At 46.2% G+C, this 17,607-nt stretch carries 16 protein-coding genes and 1 pseudogene; 3 read left to right on the forward strand and 14 right to left on the reverse strand.

Features of this window, described 5'->3' with window-relative positions; all coding sequences use genetic code 11:
- Window positions 1-34 precede the first annotated feature (34 nt).
- Window positions 35-505, reverse strand: a complete 471-nt coding sequence (locus CRG97_RS17400; protein ID WP_098745628.1) for a DinB family protein — start codon at window positions 503-505, stop codon at window positions 35-37.
- Window positions 506-699: 194 nt separating this feature from the next.
- Here CRG97_RS17400 and CRG97_RS17405 point away from each other — a divergent pair, with 194 nt between their 5' ends.
- On the forward strand, window positions 700-1,602 hold the full coding sequence (locus CRG97_RS17405; protein WP_098745631.1) for a LysR family transcriptional regulator: 903 nt from the start codon (window positions 700-702) through the stop codon (window positions 1,600-1,602).
- Window positions 1,603-1,779: 177 nt separating this feature from the next.
- On the forward strand, window positions 1,780-2,703 hold the full coding sequence (locus CRG97_RS17410) for a S66 peptidase family protein (protein ID WP_098745634.1): 924 nt from the start codon (window positions 1,780-1,782) through the stop codon (window positions 2,701-2,703).
- 312 nt (window positions 2,704-3,015) lie between these two features.
- On the opposite strand, the gene helD is transcribed toward CRG97_RS17410, so the two are convergent.
- From helD to CRG97_RS17430, 4 genes are all read right to left on the reverse strand, one after another.
- The gene (helD, locus tag CRG97_RS17415) at window positions 3,016-5,433 is read right to left on the reverse strand and encodes an RNA polymerase recycling motor HelD (RefSeq protein WP_098745637.1); all 2,418 of its coding nucleotides are present in this window, start codon (window positions 5,431-5,433) and stop codon (window positions 3,016-3,018) included.
- Between the two features lie 347 nt (window positions 5,434-5,780).
- Window positions 5,781-6,761, reverse strand: a complete 981-nt coding sequence (locus CRG97_RS17420) for an aldo/keto reductase (protein WP_098745640.1) — start codon at window positions 6,759-6,761, stop codon at window positions 5,781-5,783.
- Between the two features lie 61 nt (window positions 6,762-6,822).
- Complete coding sequence (locus CRG97_RS17425) at window positions 6,823-7,230, reverse strand: MerR family transcriptional regulator (protein ID WP_098745643.1); 408 nt, start codon at window positions 7,228-7,230, stop codon at window positions 6,823-6,825.
- A gap of 51 nt (window positions 7,231-7,281) precedes the next feature.
- Window positions 7,282-7,848, reverse strand: coding sequence for a sugar O-acetyltransferase (locus tag CRG97_RS17430; RefSeq protein ID WP_098745646.1), 567 nt, complete (start codon window positions 7,846-7,848; stop codon window positions 7,282-7,284).
- 181 nt (window positions 7,849-8,029) lie between these two features.
- Between CRG97_RS17430 and CRG97_RS17435 the strand changes: the two genes are divergently transcribed.
- The gene (locus tag CRG97_RS17435; protein WP_098745649.1) at window positions 8,030-8,773 is read left to right on the forward strand and encodes an SDR family oxidoreductase; all 744 of its coding nucleotides are present in this window, start codon (window positions 8,030-8,032) and stop codon (window positions 8,771-8,773) included.
- A 480-nt stretch (window positions 8,774-9,253) separates the two neighbouring features.
- Here the strand turns inward: CRG97_RS17435 and CRG97_RS17440 are convergent, their stop codons facing one another.
- The 9 genes and pseudogenes from CRG97_RS17440 to CRG97_RS17480 form a co-directional block, all read right to left on the reverse strand.
- Window positions 9,254-9,616, reverse strand: coding sequence for a DUF4181 domain-containing protein (locus CRG97_RS17440; protein WP_098745652.1), 363 nt, complete (start codon window positions 9,614-9,616; stop codon window positions 9,254-9,256).
- Window positions 9,617-9,853: 237 nt separating this feature from the next.
- Window positions 9,854-10,177 (reverse strand): annotated as a pseudogene (locus CRG97_RS17445) (glycosyltransferase); the annotation flags it as partial.
- A 226-nt stretch (window positions 10,178-10,403) separates the two neighbouring features.
- Window positions 10,404-11,282 carry an ADP-ribosylglycohydrolase family protein gene (locus CRG97_RS17450; protein WP_098745655.1) on the reverse strand — a complete coding sequence of 293 codons (879 nt, stop codon included), beginning with the start codon at window positions 11,280-11,282 and terminating at the stop codon, window positions 10,404-10,406.
- A gap of 115 nt (window positions 11,283-11,397) precedes the next feature.
- On the reverse strand, window positions 11,398-12,648 hold the full coding sequence (locus CRG97_RS17455) for an MFS transporter (protein ID WP_098745658.1): 1,251 nt from the start codon (window positions 12,646-12,648) through the stop codon (window positions 11,398-11,400).
- Between the two features lie 227 nt (window positions 12,649-12,875).
- The gene (locus CRG97_RS17460; protein ID WP_098745661.1) at window positions 12,876-13,271 is read right to left on the reverse strand and encodes a VOC family protein; all 396 of its coding nucleotides are present in this window, start codon (window positions 13,269-13,271) and stop codon (window positions 12,876-12,878) included.
- 161 nt (window positions 13,272-13,432) lie between these two features.
- Window positions 13,433-13,906, reverse strand: coding sequence for an SRPBCC family protein (locus tag CRG97_RS17465; protein WP_098745663.1), 474 nt, complete (start codon window positions 13,904-13,906; stop codon window positions 13,433-13,435).
- A gap of 338 nt (window positions 13,907-14,244) precedes the next feature.
- A complete protein-coding gene (locus tag CRG97_RS17470) occupies window positions 14,245-14,742 on the reverse strand; it encodes a DinB family protein (protein WP_098745666.1) in 498 nt (165 codons plus the stop codon).
- Between the two features lie 171 nt (window positions 14,743-14,913).
- On the reverse strand, window positions 14,914-15,144 hold the full coding sequence (locus tag CRG97_RS17475; protein WP_098745669.1) for a hypothetical protein: 231 nt from the start codon (window positions 15,142-15,144) through the stop codon (window positions 14,914-14,916).
- A 184-nt stretch (window positions 15,145-15,328) separates the two neighbouring features.
- Window positions 15,329-17,584: an ATP-binding cassette domain-containing protein gene (locus tag CRG97_RS17480; protein ID WP_098745672.1), complete on the reverse strand. Its 2,256-nt coding sequence runs from the start codon at window positions 17,582-17,584 to the stop codon at window positions 15,329-15,331.
- Window positions 17,585-17,607 lie beyond the last annotated feature (23 nt).

Here is a 17,607-nt window from a genome sequence, read left to right on the forward strand (position 1 = left end):
AGACGTGAAAAATAGGACGCCTGCACTTCATTGGTTAACTCGACGACAGAACCTTTAGCTGGCTCGAAATCGTTCCAAGGTGAAAACCTTCGTGAATCAGAATAAAGTTTAACAACTCACCAAAGGTGTTGAATTGGAACGGTCCCAAGGCAAACGGAGTCAAAAGATTCTCGCCCAGCATTTCAGGTGTCAACTCAGATAAACGGGAAAGCTGCGCCGTTAACATCTCGACCATCGCTTCCTTCGATGGAGGAGCAAACGTCCAATCCAACGGCTTGGTTCCAGAGTTAAACAGTGTTTCATAAGTGTCCGGTATGACAGGCGGAGAGCCGAAGATCAAGGGAGAATACTTATCCATCCAATAAATCATGTGGCCGACATTCCAACGGATTGTATTGTTGAAACCAGCGGGTTGAATATCGAACTGTTCCTCAGGGATCGCCTGCACCTGCTGCTGCAGTACTTGACGTGCGGTTGTTGCCGTATTGATAATCATTTCAGACATGCTAATTTCCTCCTTTATCATGAGAACCACTTGATATGTTCCCATTTTATGTCTCATGGAACTTACCATCAATGCAGTGGGCGTTACCGGAACGTTAAGTATCAGTTAACGATTATTCTTTGACAGAAGAAGAAGTCGGAGCAACAATTATCATTGAGCATGATACACGATGCAATAGAAAGAAGGTGTGAGCGATGGAGTTAAAACAACTGCAATATTTCATGGCCATTTGTGAAGAGCTTCATTTCACGAGAGCAGCCGAAAAAATGGGAGTCAGTGCACCCAACATCAGCCAGCAGATAAGAAGATTGGAAGAAGAATTCGGGGTTCTGTTGTTCGATCGTGTGGGAAAAACAATTGTCCTTACAGACGCTGGAGCCATTCTTCGTGAACATGGTGCTGCCGTGTTCAGGCATCTGCAGCAAGCGGGCGATGCCATTGCAGATCTGAAGCAAATGCAAGGCGGATCTCTTTCCATCGGGGTCTTGCCCGGTGACGCGGATCTTATGTTCAATGCCATGCTGCTAAACTTCCATCAGACCTATCCCACCATCTCGCTGTCCCTTTTGGAAACTACGAAAGTAACAGAACAAGTTCTGGACCGAAGCATCGATGTCGGCGTAACTATTGGACCTGTTATCGATGAACGTCTCACGTCAATTCCCCTGTTTCATGAGGAGTTCTCATTGGCTGTAAGTATGAATGATCCCCTTGCCACGGAGAACTTCATCCCCTTGAGCAGGTTGCAAGGCTTAAAGATGGTCATGTTTCCAGCAGACCACCAATGCCGAAAGCTGATCGACCGCTTTTGCATGGAGACCGGGTTTACTGTACAACCGCATATGGTGATGACAACGTTATTTTCCCTCCTTCAGATGGTACAGAGCGGAGTTGGCGCTTGTGTTCTGCCGCGACTCCTGTTGGAAAATATTGTCAATCCGGACATCAAGGTTGTGCATCTTAGGAACCCTACGCCTTCTCAGGACATTTGTCTGATCTACCGCAGCGACAGGTATGTCGGATACGCCATGCGCACGTTTATCAAGACTTTGAGAGCTTACATCGAGACAGCTATCCATCAATCGAAGTCTTCATAGAAGGTAGTACCAGCAGTATCGAGCCGGTTCAAAGCCTTCCCCCTTCCTCTATCTCAACAAAGGATACGTTCATTCAAAATCTTTTTTTAGTACTGCATTGCGAATTTAGCCAGTATATTCTAAAGAAAGACACAATCACGATAGCTTCTTCTATTCTCAGGGAAGGAAGACGAGGATATGCCGATACGTCCGCCAATCTTGCAGAGAGGCGATACCGTTGGAATCGTTACCTTAGGTAGCCCGCTCGCTGCGAACATCATTAATACACGGATCGAATATTTGAGAGCGATGGGGCTTAATGTTGTTTTGGGTCAATATGTATATGCGCAGAATGGATTTCTTGCCGGCACAGACGAGCAGCGGGCTTCCGATTTAATGATGATGTTTCGAGATGAGCAGGTGAAAATGATACTGCCCACCAGAGGCGGTACAGGAGTGGCCGGAATTCTTCCGTACCTTGATTATAATGAGATACGAAATCATCCAAAAATCGTTACGGGTTACAGCGACATCACGGTACTATTAAATGTACTGCATCAATATGGGGATTTAATAACATTCCATAGTCTGCTGCTGATTGACTTCAAACCCGTAACGCCCGCTTATAATTTCGATCAGTTTTTTTCTGCGACATCCGTATATTCATTAACCCGGTCCATCTTGAATCCACAGGGGATGCCGCTGATAAGCCGTGTTCCGGGCAACGTTACGGGGCAGCTTGTGGGTGGTAATCTGACATCGTTTGTCGATACGTTAGGCACGCCATTCGAAATCGATACACGGGGTAAAATTCTCGTTCTTGAAGAAACACATGAACCTACCAATACCGTCTATAGGTACTTGAATGATTTGAAGCTTGCCGGAAAATTTCGTGACTGTATCGGCATTATTATGGGAGAATGCTCAGGCTGCCAGGCGGCTTATGGCAAATCCTATGAAGATGTAATCAACGAATTTGTTGTACCTCTTGGTAAGCCGCTTGTAACGAACCTTGCTACAGGTCATGGTTTTTATAAAGCCGCTTTGCCGATTGGCGCAACGGTTAATCTCGATTCAGTCCATAATAGAATAACTATAGTTGAACCTACCGTCAGCGTTTGACATCGGCTAAGACGATGAGCTGTGTCATGTCTAGCGACAAGCCTCACAGCGCCCAGCCGGTAAGAAAGTCCTCTGCCTTGTAATGATGTACAGTTAAGACTAACAAGTAGCAAAAAAAACAGCCTTGGCCGACAAACGGCCTAGGCTGTTTACATATGAGCGAGTCGGGGCCTTTGTTTGCGTAGGAGCTGACATGATCCCTGCTTTCTTCTCACTCGAGCTGTCTATGGATGGTCGAGGAACAAATTGATCTGTTTTCGAAGATTGGCTGATACTTGAGCAGCAATCTCGAAGAGAGTCATCCCCGATCCGTCAATATGTTGCTTTCTCATACAAATCAGCAGGCAATGCCTGCACGAACGGCGACCAATCTCCCGTTGTGTATACGTGAAGTCGGTGCATGGCACGCGTACATGCTGTATACAGAAGTTTGCGATCGTTTTCCCGGCTGTAAGCTTGAGATGATGCCTCATAAATCAGGACTGCATCAAACTCAACACCCTTGGCGAGATATACGGGAATAACCATCGCTCCTTTTTCAAAGGTAACCGTCTCCTTCGTAATGAGCTGCAATGCTTCGCTTCCTTGCACCCGTAACGATTCAAAGGCTGCGCGGCTTTCAGCCGCAGTCTTCGTAATGACGGCAATAGAGTCAAAGCCTTCGGCTTTAAGTGCCGCGATGTCTTTCAGTATACGTTCGTCATGCATCTCTCCGTCCTCCACCTTCATAAGAAGAGGCTTCGGTCCGCTCCTTTCAAAAGGGACGATTTCCGACTCATCGGAGAGCAGCACTTTCGTAAAATCCACAATCTCCCGAGTTGAACGATAACTGCGCACAAGGCGGATCAAGCTTGTTTCTGCTTCTCCATATAGCCGAAACAGCGGTGAATCGGAATCCTGCAGCTTCGTTGATTGCGTAAAGATCGCCTGCCCGAAGTCACCGAGTACCGTCATGCGGGCGCGAGGAAATAGTTTTTTTAGATACTCATATTGAAACGTCGAATAATCCTGCCCCTCATCGACGAACACATGCCGAATTTCCGTGTTCGTCCGAACGCCTTCGATCAGCTCTTTTAGATACAAATACGGAGTCGCATCCTCATAGAATAATTCGAACCGCTCCAGCTTTTCTTTGGTTTGCCTGCAAATTTCAGGCCATAGAACCGGGATCTCGGTCTCATTTGTCTTCTCTCGATAAGCAACCTCTTCGTCAAACAAATGGACATATAGGCTTTGGACATCGATAAATGATAATTTCTTCACGCTTTGTCTTAGCGGTTTGAAGTTCCTCTTCACGATCCTTTGACTGAGCAATTCCTCCTCCCGCTCGGCGAAGTCAAAGTCACCTTCATCTTCTCTTCGCTTATTGCTTATTTTCTCGTGAACTACCGCGTAACGCTCGGCAATGTCAAACACCTCCCTATCCTTATGCAGCTCGCTGAAAATTTCCGCATATTGCTCGTTATCAAGGTAATGAAGTTCCTCTTCAACCCAGGACGCCCCGCGCTCCTTGCGTTCGATTAGCGAAAGTTCCTTCAGAAGCCATTTCTGCAGGAGATCGACACGATTGGCCAAGCTCAAGGAAAGGTCGTAGCTGTAAAATTGGATTCTCATTTGCTCCGCCGTAATCAGATCACGATCCCGAAATCGAATGCCGTTGAAAAGCATGCCTTCCTGCCCCAGCCATTGCGCATAGTTCTGCAGGGCTCTCAAGAAAGCCTCGGAAGCCTTGTACTTCATCCCCTGAAGGCGAGCCTCATAATCGGGAGTTGATTGTGCGGTCAGCACATATTCGATCTGATCGAAGAGATCCTCCAGACTTAAGGATGCACCCAGCCAATATTCGATATATTCCTGCAGTGTCGTCTGTTGCATGTTTTCCTCGCCGAGCTCGGGAAGGACGGAGGATACGTAACTGTTAAATATTTGATTTGGCGAGAATAGAACGATCTGGTCAGCCTTAAGCGAATCGCGGTTTTTGTACAGCAAATATGCTACACGTTGCAATGCCGCGGAGGTCTTCCCACTCCCTGCCGCCCCCTGAACAATGAGCAGCCGACTATGATCGTTTCGGATGATGGCGTTTTGCTCCTTTTGGATAGTTGATACGATACTCTTCATTTGAGAATCCGCGCCTTTGGCCAACATTTGCTGGAGCAGCTCGTCGCCAATCGTTACGTTCGCATCAAACAAATGACGAATTTGTCCATTGTGAATCTGATATTGCCGTTTCAACTCCATCATACCTGTGATCTGCCCGACCGGCGTGACGTAAGAGGCCGCACCGGGGGAATGGTCGTAGTAGAGACTCGCGATAGGACTGCGCCAATCATACACCAGGAAGCTTAATCCATCTTCATCGACGAAAGAAGATACGCCGATATAAATCTGCTCACTCACATTCAGGCCATCCTCTAGAAAATCGACGCGCCCAAAATAAGGAGAAGGCAACAGCCGATGCAAGCTCCTCCATTGTTGCGTCAGAAGCCGGTGACGACGCTCCCTTTCAGATAACACCGCAGCCTGTTGTTTAATCGTATAAAATGTTTCTTCAAAGTCTTCGTCCGAGCTCGTGTTGACCGTAACCTCTTCCCAGAATCGCCTGCGAATCTCAGCAGCCTGATCGCGCATCCCGGTAACGCTTGGTTCCAACTCGTCGATCCTCGCCTTCAGCTTTTCCCTTACCTGATCCAGCCGTTCTTGTTCTAACCGCCATTCCTTCGCTTCCATGTTTTTCTGAACACACTCCTTTTCAATCTGGTCTAAAAAAAGTGCATTGACAAATCATGGCCACCGATGTATAATTAAATTAGGAAAAGTAATTATAATATCTGATTACACATGATTTTCATTCGCGCTACTGATTATAGCATAGCGTTTTTTTGCGTTCAATTGATTTTTTATATTCTTGGCGTATCTGCCAAGTTTTTTTATTTTCCCGTAAAATCGAACTCGCTCGCCCACCTCCCTATCACAAAATAGAAAAAACCGCGTTGTAGGTAGAGGTCCCGCAACTCGGTTTTATCCAATGTTTGTCCGCTTCTCTTCTATCGATACCTTTTCCTAACAAGCACAGGTTATAATGCGCCCACAACCCGGTGAGGTACATACGGCTCTTCAAGGGAGGCAATCTCCTCCGGTGTAAGATTAACCGTAAGAGCGGCTGCCGCGTCTTCGAGATGCGATATTTTGGTCGCACCGACAATAGGAGCGGTAACCGGTTGTTTTTGCAGCAACCAGGCAAGAGCTACCTGTACACGGGGAATGGCTCGCTCTGCCGCAATCTGTGCAACCCGTTCCACAATTACCCGATCGGCATCGGAAGTGGCATCATACTTAGATTTTTGAACCATGTCTGTTTCTGAACGGTGCGTCGATTCTGACCAATCGCGAGTCAATCGTCCCGATGCTAGAGGGCTGTAGGGGATCACGCCTATTTTTTCAGATTTGCACAGCGGCAACATTTCGCGCTCTTCTTCGCGGTAAATGAGGTTATAATGGTTCTGCATCGAAACGAACCGAGTCCAGCCATTCATCTCGGCGACATGCTGCGCTTTTAGAAACTGCCATGCATACATGGCTGAGGCTCCAATATAGCGGACCTTTCCAGCTTTCACCACATCATGAAGAGCCTCCATCGTTTCTTCGATAGGCGTATCATAATCCCATCGATGGATCTGGTACAGATCGACATAATCGGTACCCAAGCGCTTGAGGCTTTTGTCAATTTCACTCATGATCGCTTTCCGGGACAGCCCCATGCCGTTCGGTCCTTCGTGCATACGGAAATGAACTTTCGTCGCGAGGACGATTTCATCCCGATTGGCGAAATCCTTCAATGCGCGGCCCACAATTTCCTCACTTGTACCGTCTGAGTACACATTCGCCGTATCGAAAAAGTTGATGCCGAGCCCCAATGCCTTTTTAATAATGGGACGACTGTTCTCCTCATTAAGCACCCATTGATGGACCCACCGCTCTGCTACGCCAAATCCCATGCATCCAAGACAGATGCGGGATACGTCGAGTCCGGTATTCCCTAGTTTCACATATTCCATGAACGTCCCTCCTTAAATTTAAGTCTACCACCTGGAGTTAACTCCAGGTCACGAGAGAAAATCAGCATTCTGCGTCTTCTACAAATTTATTGAAAAGATTTTTGTTGTTTCCCAATTTGTGACTTTCCTCGTAGAATTGAATTTTCTTCTCTAACAATTTAAGATTCTCTTGATATATATTTAATTTAGCTCTGACTTCCTCTTGATGGTTATATAATATTTGCAATAATTCGTCTAATCCTTCTTGTCCTTTCTCCAAAAGATCGATGTATTTTTTAAGATCTTCTAACGACATCCCTGTTTGCTTCATGTGTAGAATGAATTTAAGCCAGTTCCCATCTTCGTCCGTATAGAAGCGGATCTTGTTAGAATCTCTTTTGGGCACTACTAAACCCATTTTTTCATAGTAACGAAGTGTATGCTCACTAGTTCCTAATATTCGAGCCATTTCTCCTATTCGATAAGACATATGTTCACCCCTTACATTTTACCCTTGAAAGTATCTCCTCGAATGAAACCTCTATTCTTCAATGGTTTTAATGATCTTTGCGGGTACGCCTGCAACGATTGTATGATCAGGTACATCTTTTGTAACCACAGCCCCGGCCGAAACAATTGAATTTTCACCGACCGTTACACCAGGCATAATGGTTGCTGCAATCCCTATCCATGCCCCCTTTTTTATAACAATTTGTTTTGAAACGGTTGATCTTCTTTGAGCTGGAGATATCGGGTGATTGATGGTCACAAGGTTTACTTTAGGAGCAATTAACACGTTATCACCAATCGTGATACCTCCCCGATCCATGAATGTACATCCTTGGTTAATGAATACCTCTTTCCCTACTCTAATATTTTGACCGTAATCCGTGTAGAACGGCGGTAGCAACTCAAATGTATGATCCACTTTACTCCCCGTTAAATGGCTAAAAAGTTCTCTTACTTTATTTTTATTGTGATACCCCGTATTTAACTCTGCAATAAGCTTCTGCGCACGTTCGATAGCATCTGCCATTTTATAAAATTCAGGGTCACGAAGTGAAATGACCTCACCTGCGCGATCTCTTGCAAAAATGTCCTGGTTCATCCTATACGCTCCCTCGGAATTTTTTATGTTTAATGAGAAGTTCCTTCTCTACCGTAACACTTAGAGTTGACTCTAAGTCAAACAAAAATTGAATTTAAATACAGCTTGACTTAAAGTCTGCTCAAAGTGATAGCCTTATAACACCTTACGAGGTAAATATGTTGGAAATGGGGAACATTTTATGTCAAATGTTAAAGACCAAGTTGTTATTATTATGGGAGCATCCAGCGGAATAGGTGAAGCGACAGCACGTAAATTAGCAGAGCAAGGAGCCAGATTAGTCATTTCAGCTCGCCGTGAAGATCGTTTGAAGAAACTTAAAGCCTCCATGCCCGATGCAAACATAGTCTATCAAACCGCGGATGTAACGAATGATGAAGAAGTGCAAAAAGTTATTGATTTGGCAATGAAGGAATATGGGCGAATTGATGCTATCTTTAATAACGCTGGTATTATGCCCACAGCTCCGCTCGCTGAGAGCAGAAAACAAGAGTGGAAAGCCATGTTGGACGTAAATATTATGGGCGTTTTGAATGGAATCTCAGCCGTTTTACCAATCATGCAAAAGCAGCAGACCGGAAAAATTATTACGACATCTTCGGTTGCTGGTCATGTTGTTTATCCAGATTCGGCTGTTTATTGTGGCACGAAATTTGCTGTAAGAGCCATTATGGAGGGACTGCGTCAAGAAGAAAGAGACAACAATATTCAATCCATCGTTATTTCTCCTGGGGCAGTTGATACAGAACTATATACGTCCATTCATCATGAAGAGAACCGAAAGTGGGTACAACAAAATTCTGCAAACCCTGAGCTCAGCATGAAATCCGAAGATATCGCAGATGCGGTTGCTTATGTAGTGGGAACACCAAATAGCGTTTCCATAAGCGAAATGGTTATTCGTCCAACAAAGCAGCCTATTTAAATATACCTCAGATTCAGCGAGTAGGTTCATTACACTATGGAAATTAACATCATTATCAAGAAAGAGGTTGTCCTTCAAGTCACCAAACGTGACTTCGGACAACCTCTCTCTCATTTTACAGGCTCTGCCCAATTCGAAGGTGCAACGGGCTTAGCCTCCGACTGGCTGCCAAGCCATCGAACTGGAATTATATTTGACAGAGCGAATTGCTCCCTGGAACACCAAGGAACCTGCATACTTTGTATCACAATTTCGCCGATAGTTGGTTATTGCAACTGTTTTTAGTCCACACTGCAACAATCCTTAAGCTTTATGATCAGGACGAGGTGTCATCGTTGTGCGGAGTGAATATTTCCACAAGAGAATAAAAAAGCTTTCCATATTCACCCCTTCGAGTGATTGTGGAAAGCTTCATTTGCTTTGTTATTGGTTTGTTTTAGATGAAAATCTTCTAATAGAATTTCCGTTCTTCTTGTGTTGTTACACAAATAGCTCAATACCAAGGAAAAGGAGTAGACCGCAAACACTTGCATAAGCACTGAGGAGGTGTTGTTTGGATTCCTTCTTATAGCGTCTTTCAACAACGGATCGGAAAGCGTGTAGAACAGCCATCACAAGAATAACGTCCTGATATGCCGACACCCTCCACTCCCAAACAAACCACATAAAGAAAATCGCGATTAGGGAAACAGCTACAATGATGGACTCCCCAATTCGATGAAATCGATTGATATGCTTATACAGCGGCGTATCTGAATCGTAGGATACCTTCAGTTTTTTTTTGATCCATATGTACCCGGAGACGAATATGATTGCATACAACATGATACTGATAAAGAGCATTCTAAAGTCACCCCTTTTCAAAAATAGCGGCCAGTATCACTCAAGATCTAATATGCAGGTTTTTTATAATTACTCGTATCTGGAATAAGAGGTTTATCATTCCTTTAAAATACACGATTATCCTATTTGAATCAATGACGAGTTTAAACCAAAACAGCACCTATGGAAAACAAGGTGCTGTTTTTGAGTCTAAAGTCCAATAATTGTTCCAACAATACCTGCTTCATAACCACCGCTTCAAAATTTTTCAGGAAATTGTTTGACAATGCCTTCCGTCAGGATATCCGCTAAATGAATCATATGGATCTCGTTTTTGTCGGTTGCTGCAATATCCGCTTTCCAATCTCCTTTGAGAGAGTTAACGACGATTTCCGTAATCAACTGAAGATGCGTATACAGCATATCTTGCAGCACTTTAAACTGCCAGTTCGGGTTCGCCGCGCTCAAAAATTTGGCGATATCGTCGGCGTTTCTATGCCAATCCGCCTCTAACTTAGTTACATCTGCCTGATTGCCCGCTTTGGCTGCCGCTACAATTCTCCCTGCGATCAGAATATTTTGGTTTTCACATTCATCTGCTCGTCCGTATGTTTGGAATAAAACAATCTGTCTTATTATGGTTGAAGCATCCTATTTTATACAGAGGATGATTTACGATACAGCTGTCATTAGATACAGGTTTCAATTAACAAGAAAAAACACTTGTAATGGAGTGTTTTCTACCGGACTTTAATTACAGGAACCCATAACTCAACTTTTTTTTCTTCTATAAGGGTGACGAACAACTCTATGAAGTTTTCAGTGCATACAGCTGCGAAATTATCCGGTCGAGTCTCTCTTGGATGAGGATCGCTTCCGCATATCTCGCAGGAATGTCCTCATATCCGTAGTAGATACCTGCTAACCCACCGGCGATGGCGCCAATCGTATCGGAATCTTCCCCTAGATTTGCCGCCTTCTGTACGACACCTGCAAAATCTGATGTATGGAGCAAAATATGTAGTACCCACCGGAAGGTATGCACCACAAAACCGCTTGCCGGGCAATCCGGCTGTGCTTCAATGATGCCTTCGTATTCGCTTCCCACCACCTCGGCCATGATGGCTGCTCTTAAATTTTCGCCCTGTAGAAGGCGTTGAGCCATTCGGTTGTACATGACGCAGACTTTGGCGCACCTTGGATCATAATGCGTCATCCGTGACTGCAAGATTGTCACTCGGTCAATATCCACCGGGTCCTTATAGGCCAGGGCCACCGGCAGGCAGCGCATAAGGGAACCATTCCCGGCGCTTTGCCCCATATCCATGTGCGCAACAAAGGCGGCTTCAAGCCAGTCTCCCTCGTATTTTTGAAAAACATGACGGATGATATTTCCTATGTCTTTGGGCCGTGATTGGAACCATTCCATAAAGGAACGCCCGATCGCCTCCAGCGGCTCATCAGGATTTTCGAGTATCCCTTCTGCCACGCAAAGCGTCATCATCGTATCATCGGTCACTTCCCCCGGTTCCAACTGCCACACCCCGCCGCCGATAATCTCCGTCAAATAGCCGTGCTTCTCCTTAATCTCTCGCTCGCTCATAAACTCCGTCGTTCCACCAAGAGCGTCGCCTACAGCCACTCCGTACAGGCCGCCCTTGATGCGATCATATAATTTGTTATCCATGCAACCACCTCACATACTGTTATTGTGCTGGAAGTTAACCACCAGGAAATGAAGAAGAACCGACTCATTTTTCATAGCCGGCTCTTTTGCATCAAACCTTATAGATATCGCGAGATTATATCTCTTGTGCAGTAAGTACGTTATCTGGCGCTTTTTGGTTCATGATCGGTACCATGACCAGTGCGCCAAGAAGAAATAGTAATCCGGCTCCGCCATATATCGTACTCAGCGAAAAGGCATCCTTTAACGCACCAGCGAAAGACATGGAAATGACCATCATGCCTACGAACATCGGATTCAGAACCCCGTTCACCCGACCGACAATGGAAGCATGTGACCATTTCAGGATCATGGTGCTGATTCCGATATGAATGCAAGGGAAGACAAGCCCATTCAGAAATTGAACGGTCAGCGTGACCGTAACGCTCGTCGAATAACCGACAATGGCTGTGCAGACCGCGCCTGCCAGCATGCCTATTGCAAGAAGTATCTGTGGCGGAACCCGCTTCGCAAAGACGGCAACGATCCCCCCGCCGATCAGCATGGCTACGCCATTCACCATCAGCAGATATTGCAGGAACTCCTCGCTCTTACCCAGCCGCTCCGTTACAATAAACAGGTTGAGAGCTTGGGCTACGCCAACAGCAAGTCCTGCGAGAATGAACGCGAGTCCGAGCATACGCAGCACTTGGCTTTGCCAAACATAGCGGAAGCCTTCCGCGAAATCTTTACGGAATTGCCCTTTGACTGCGGCCGTTTGAGATTTCATATTATCCTCAGGAAGGCGAATCAGGACGAGTGCGGAAAGCAGAAAGACCACGCCCATCACAGCGATTGATGTTTCAAGGCCAAACGTGCTGTAAACAAAGGTGCCAAGCATAGGGCCAAGCACCATGAAGATGGCCATCAGCGATTGGAATAGAGCCATCCCTTGCTGCAGTTGTTCTTCAGACACATGATATTTAAATAACCGCATACTTGAAGGTTGCGAGAACTGCGAAAGAATAGCCGAGATGAATGCGACAAGGTAGACGGATTGCCAAGAACCGAAATGTATGGTCAGAAGCACTACGAATACCGAAACCGCGGATAATAAATCGCACCAGATCATCGTTCGCTTTGGCCTCCAGCGGTCCGCAAATGTGCCTCCGATAAACGAAAAAACAAAAATAGGTGCGAATTCTGCTACACTGATAAGCGAAATGGCGTATGGATCGTTATTTGTTCTATCCGCAACATACAGGAGGATAGCGAAATTACGTACCCAGATGCCGATCTGCAGGAGTACGCTTGATAATAAAATCGTCTGCAGAAACCGATTGCGAAGAAGGCTTGGTGCATTGGTGCTTTTGTCGTGCCTATTCAATCTTTTCAACCTCCAATTTGTCTTTAAAAGATGCCCACATTAAGTATTGGTATGTCTCTCCTTTCCATTCCTTATTATAAGGACATCGTCATCGTTGACCTCCGCCTGAAGACTGAAATTAGTCTCCCAAACTAACCGTTTCCTGTAGGTACTTAGGAGCACCCTCGGTTGCCAGTCATTCCGACGGCTATTTTGTGCAGTCAAGATCGATACGAGAAATTTTAAATTTATATCAATTGCTGCGCTATCTCCCAGACATGTCCTGCAGGATCTGTGAAGGCAGCAGTGCGTACCCCCCAAGGTCGGTCCATTGGACCATTAAGTAGAGTAACGCCTTGTTTATTCAATTCATTACATACTGCATCCACATCTTCCACCCTAATGGTAAACTGGAAACGAGATCCGGATTCTCGGCTTGCAACTGTTCCAGGATGGATCAGACCGTATGCCTCGGAAATATCCAGGAGGTTAATGCTCATATTTCCGAAATCAAATACTGCAGACACATCGTCTTCATATATGGCGGAAAATCGAAATACTTCTTGATAGAACGCTCTCACTTTTTGCAAATCCTCCACAAACAACGTTATAACATCTACATTCATCGACCCTAATGTCTTCATACGTACACTCCTTCAACATTCAGATTAAATCGAAATAAGCTTTAGTCTCAATTAAACAAAAAAAAGCCGCTAATAGCAGTTTTTACATCGTGTTTAAATCTAATTTACTTCTAATCGAAGATTATACACTTCCTGATTTGAAGCAGCATTTCCCGTTAGCGTCAAGACATACTTGCCAGATGCTCCTCAAGACGATCCATGGTCTGTTCGGCACCTGGGACGGCATATGTTTTCACCTTATCGAATACAGCGGCATTTTCTTCAAAAACTGTCCCATAAGTCAATTTGGTCTTACCTTCCAGGTACTCAAAGTTTGCTGTTGCCAGAAAATGAGGAAACACAGCATGTTTGAAAACGATTCGCTCGGGTTTAACGACCTCAACAAAGACGTTGGTGTTGGGAAAATCAACGCCATCAGGACCGTGCATGATAAACTCCCATGTACCGCCCGGTTTCATATCAAACTGCTGTGTAGTCATCGTAAAACCTTGAAGACCCCACCACTTCGACAGGTGCTCTTCTGTCGTCCAAGCATCAAACACAAGATCGCGTGGAGCATCAAATACGCGGGTGATCACAATCTCGCATTCACCTACTTGCGTTGCAATTTTGTTTGTTGCATTGTTTTGGTTCATGTCCATCCCTCCAAAATGAAATTGACTTGTTGACAACTCCTTTTTTCAATCATAGCAAATTAATAATGCATGGATTTCTTACAGATTGCTCTTTTGAATAACCCAATCTTCACACCCGAAAACGCCCGATTTCCTTAATAATGGGTTTAATAAAACCACCCGTTATCTTCATGCTAGGCTGCCGAGGTCGTTTGGAATTAGAGTATCATCTACTCGGTTAGGATACTAATTTTCTGTCCATATCGGCTGACAAAAAAAAGCCGCGATTTCCGCGACTTCGTATGTGTATATGTTCTTGTCCTCTGACAAATGCCCTGCGACTTTTCGGGGCTTTTCTTTCACTTGCCTTCCTCATCGGCTGAGGGACCGTAGATGCCCGGCACCGGAATATCAAGCAGCCGCAAATATACCCCGAGCTGCGCCCGATGGTGAACCATATGGCTTAAACCGAATGTGCGAAGCGCGACTGCCCGCGGTTGGCGCAGAATGATATGGTCGCCGTTCCGCAAGGTCCATTCCTCGGCGAGCGCTTTCTCGTCGCATTCGGCTAACAGCTGTTCAAGCTTGATAACGTTCGCGTCGAATTCCTCCAACATGTCTTTGCGTCTTTCCAAAGCTTCCCGCCGAAGCGGCACGGTCGAAAGATCGAATTCCGGGTAAAGAAAAATCGCGACTTGCCAGTTGAGCAAGTTGATCAGGTGCGTGGCGAGCCCGCCTAACGTCATGGATTTGACGTGCGGTTTCCACGTCATATGCTCCTCGGGTAAGCACTCCAGAATGCGGCGCGTATGGGCCAATTCGTGCAGAGCGTCTCCGACGATCAGTTGTTTCACCATAAATTCCCACTCCTCCCTAATATGGTTAGCATACTATAAACCCGATCGAGTGAAAAGGCTTGTCTCGGTCTCAGTAATCTCCATCATTGGCCGCTGGCTCAGGAACGGATGATTGATCGCATCCGCGTTATAGCCGTAGCCGTGCCAGCTACTACTATTATCAGTATGATATCAGTCTTTATCTTCGTATTCAGCCCTTAAGTACGTTAAAATCTCCAAGGTACTCGGTTTTTCTTCAATGCCTTCGTTCTGAAGCATTTTTACGTATAACTTCCTTGCTTCGGCTAGTGTACATCCGGTTTTCTCTTGCACATATTTACAGACATGGAGCACATAGTTCTTTTGTAAATAATCCAAAACCTCAGCAGAATCAACCGTTACGCCATTTATTTCATAATACATATATCAAGAACCCCTTGGTCTGTTTTTATTTGTTATCAATGAATCCTATTCAATCTGATAATATTGTCTACGTCCGGTAGTATCGGAGGAATCTAATGCATAGTATTGAACTTAATTACCCGTTACTAAACGAAAGGCTGCCGATACTGCTGGCAGCCTTGGTTGAGCAAAAAGTGGATTTAGATTACGACAAGTATCTTCCCGTAATCGACTGCTCCGCATGGATAATTTGCGAAGGTGTGCCCTCGAATACCACTTGGCCTCCCCTGCTCCCTCCGTCCGGTCCCATATCGATGATCCAATCCGCTTGACTGATCACATCGAGGTTATGCTCGATAACGATCACTGTATTCCCGGCATCCACAAGTCGGTTCATGATCCCCAGGAGGTCACCGATATCTGACATATGTAGGCCAGTCGTAGGCTCGTCCATCACGTAAATGCTCCCCATCTTATGCAGCTCGCTTGCCAGCTTGATTCGCTGGCATTCCCCGCCTGAGAGCGTGCTGAGCGGCTGGCCGAGTGTAATATAGTTCAACCCTACATCACTCATCGCTTGCAGCTTGCGCACAACCTCTTTTAGCTCGAAAAATTCCAATGCCTCCTCCACCGTCATCTCCAGCACTTCTGCAATGGATTTGCCGTTCAGCTTGTATGCGAGCACCTCTTCCTTGAACCTTCTACCTCCGCATACTTCGCATGGCAGCTTTACGTTCTCGAGGAATGCAAGGTCTGTGTACACTACACCCAGCCCTTGACAGTTCTCGCAAGCCCCCTTGGAGTTGAAGCTGAACAAGCCTTGGTTGACCTTGTTTGCAGAAGCAAACGCCTTGCGCACATCATCCATAATGCCCGTGTAGGTCGCGGGATTTGAACGTGTTGACACGCCTACTGCCGATTGGTCGATAACGATCGCATCCGGATGCTGGCTGAGGAATATTTCGTTAATCAGCGTACTCTTGCCCGAGCCGGCAACTCCTGTAACGACGGTCAGCACGCCGGTAGGAATATCTAAGCTCACGTTCCGAAGGTTGTGAAGTGTGGCATCCTGGATAGACAGCTTGCCGGAAGGCCGCCTGCAATCGTGCTTCAGCTGGAGCGGCCGCTTCATATGGGTGCCTGTCAGCGTACCTGCCTCCAGTAAGCCTTGGAAGTTTCCTTCATACACAATCGTACCGCCTCGGCTGCCGGCGTGAGGCCCTACATCAACGATATGATCCGCCACCTTGATCACATCGGGATCATGCTCGACGACAATCACGGTATTGCCCTTGTCGCGCAGCTTCTGAAGCAATTCATTTAACCGGTGTACATCACGGGGGTGTAAGCCAACGCTGGGTTCATCGAAGATGTAAGTGACATCTACCAGACTGCCGCTCAGATGCTTCACCATCTTGACGCGCTGTGACTCCCCACCGGATAATGTGTCCGTTTCACGATCCAGCGTCAGGTAGTCGAGTCCGATATCCACCAGATGCTGCAGCCGCTCCGTCAGTGACTTGATCATCGGCACGGCGATCGCGTTGTCAATCTCCCGAATGACACGAATGAGCTGACCGACCTCCATGGAGGACATCTCCGCAATGTTGAGTCCATTGATCCTGCAGCTAAGCGCTGCCTGACTTAGTCTGGCACCGCGGCAGCTGGAGCATGGGCCCTCGGAAATGTAGGGTGCAACAGCTTTTTGCGTGCGCTCGGATTTCGTCTTCACATCCTGCTTGATGTATTTGTTCGTGAACTTCTCAATAACGCCTTCCACTGTAATATTCGTTGCCTTGCCGGCGAAATCCATCTTCACTTTCCTTGCTTTGGCGTACAGCAGTTGCTCCAGTTCATCATCCGAATAGTCACTCAGCTTCTTATCGAGATCAAAGTCCCCCGACTGCACAATCATGTTCCACTCCCAGCCGTTCACCGAATAGTCCGGCAGCATAATCGCCCCATCGTTGAGCGACTTTGACATGTCCAGCGCCTTGCTCATGTCAACGCCTAATTTACGACCAATCCCATTACATTCGGGACACATGCCTTGCGGATCGTTAAACGAGAACATGTTCGCTTGGCCAACATAAGGTTGTCCCACTCTGGAGAAGAGTAGACGGAGAATGGGAGAAATATCGGTAATCGTACCCATCGTGGAATGGGAACCACCCCCCAGCCGCTTCTGATCGACAATTACAGCCATACTCAGATTCTCGATGGCGTCCGCATCTGGCTGTGGATAGCGAGGAAGAAAATTACGCACGAACATACTGAAGTTCTCATTCAGTAAACGTGTCGATTCTGCGGCAATCGTATCGAAGACGATCGATGACTTGCCGGATCCGGATACCCCGGTGAATATCGTGATCTTCCGCTTGGGAATGCGCAAGGATACGTTCTTGAGATTGTTTTCCCTCGCGGCTGAAATGATGATATATTCCTGATTCGATTCGCTCATGGCTAACATCCTTCCGATCGGAG

This window comes from Paenibacillus sp. EZ-K15, assembly GCF_002573715.1.
Taxonomy (GTDB): Bacteria; Bacillota; Bacilli; order Paenibacillales; family Paenibacillaceae; genus Paenibacillus_AQ.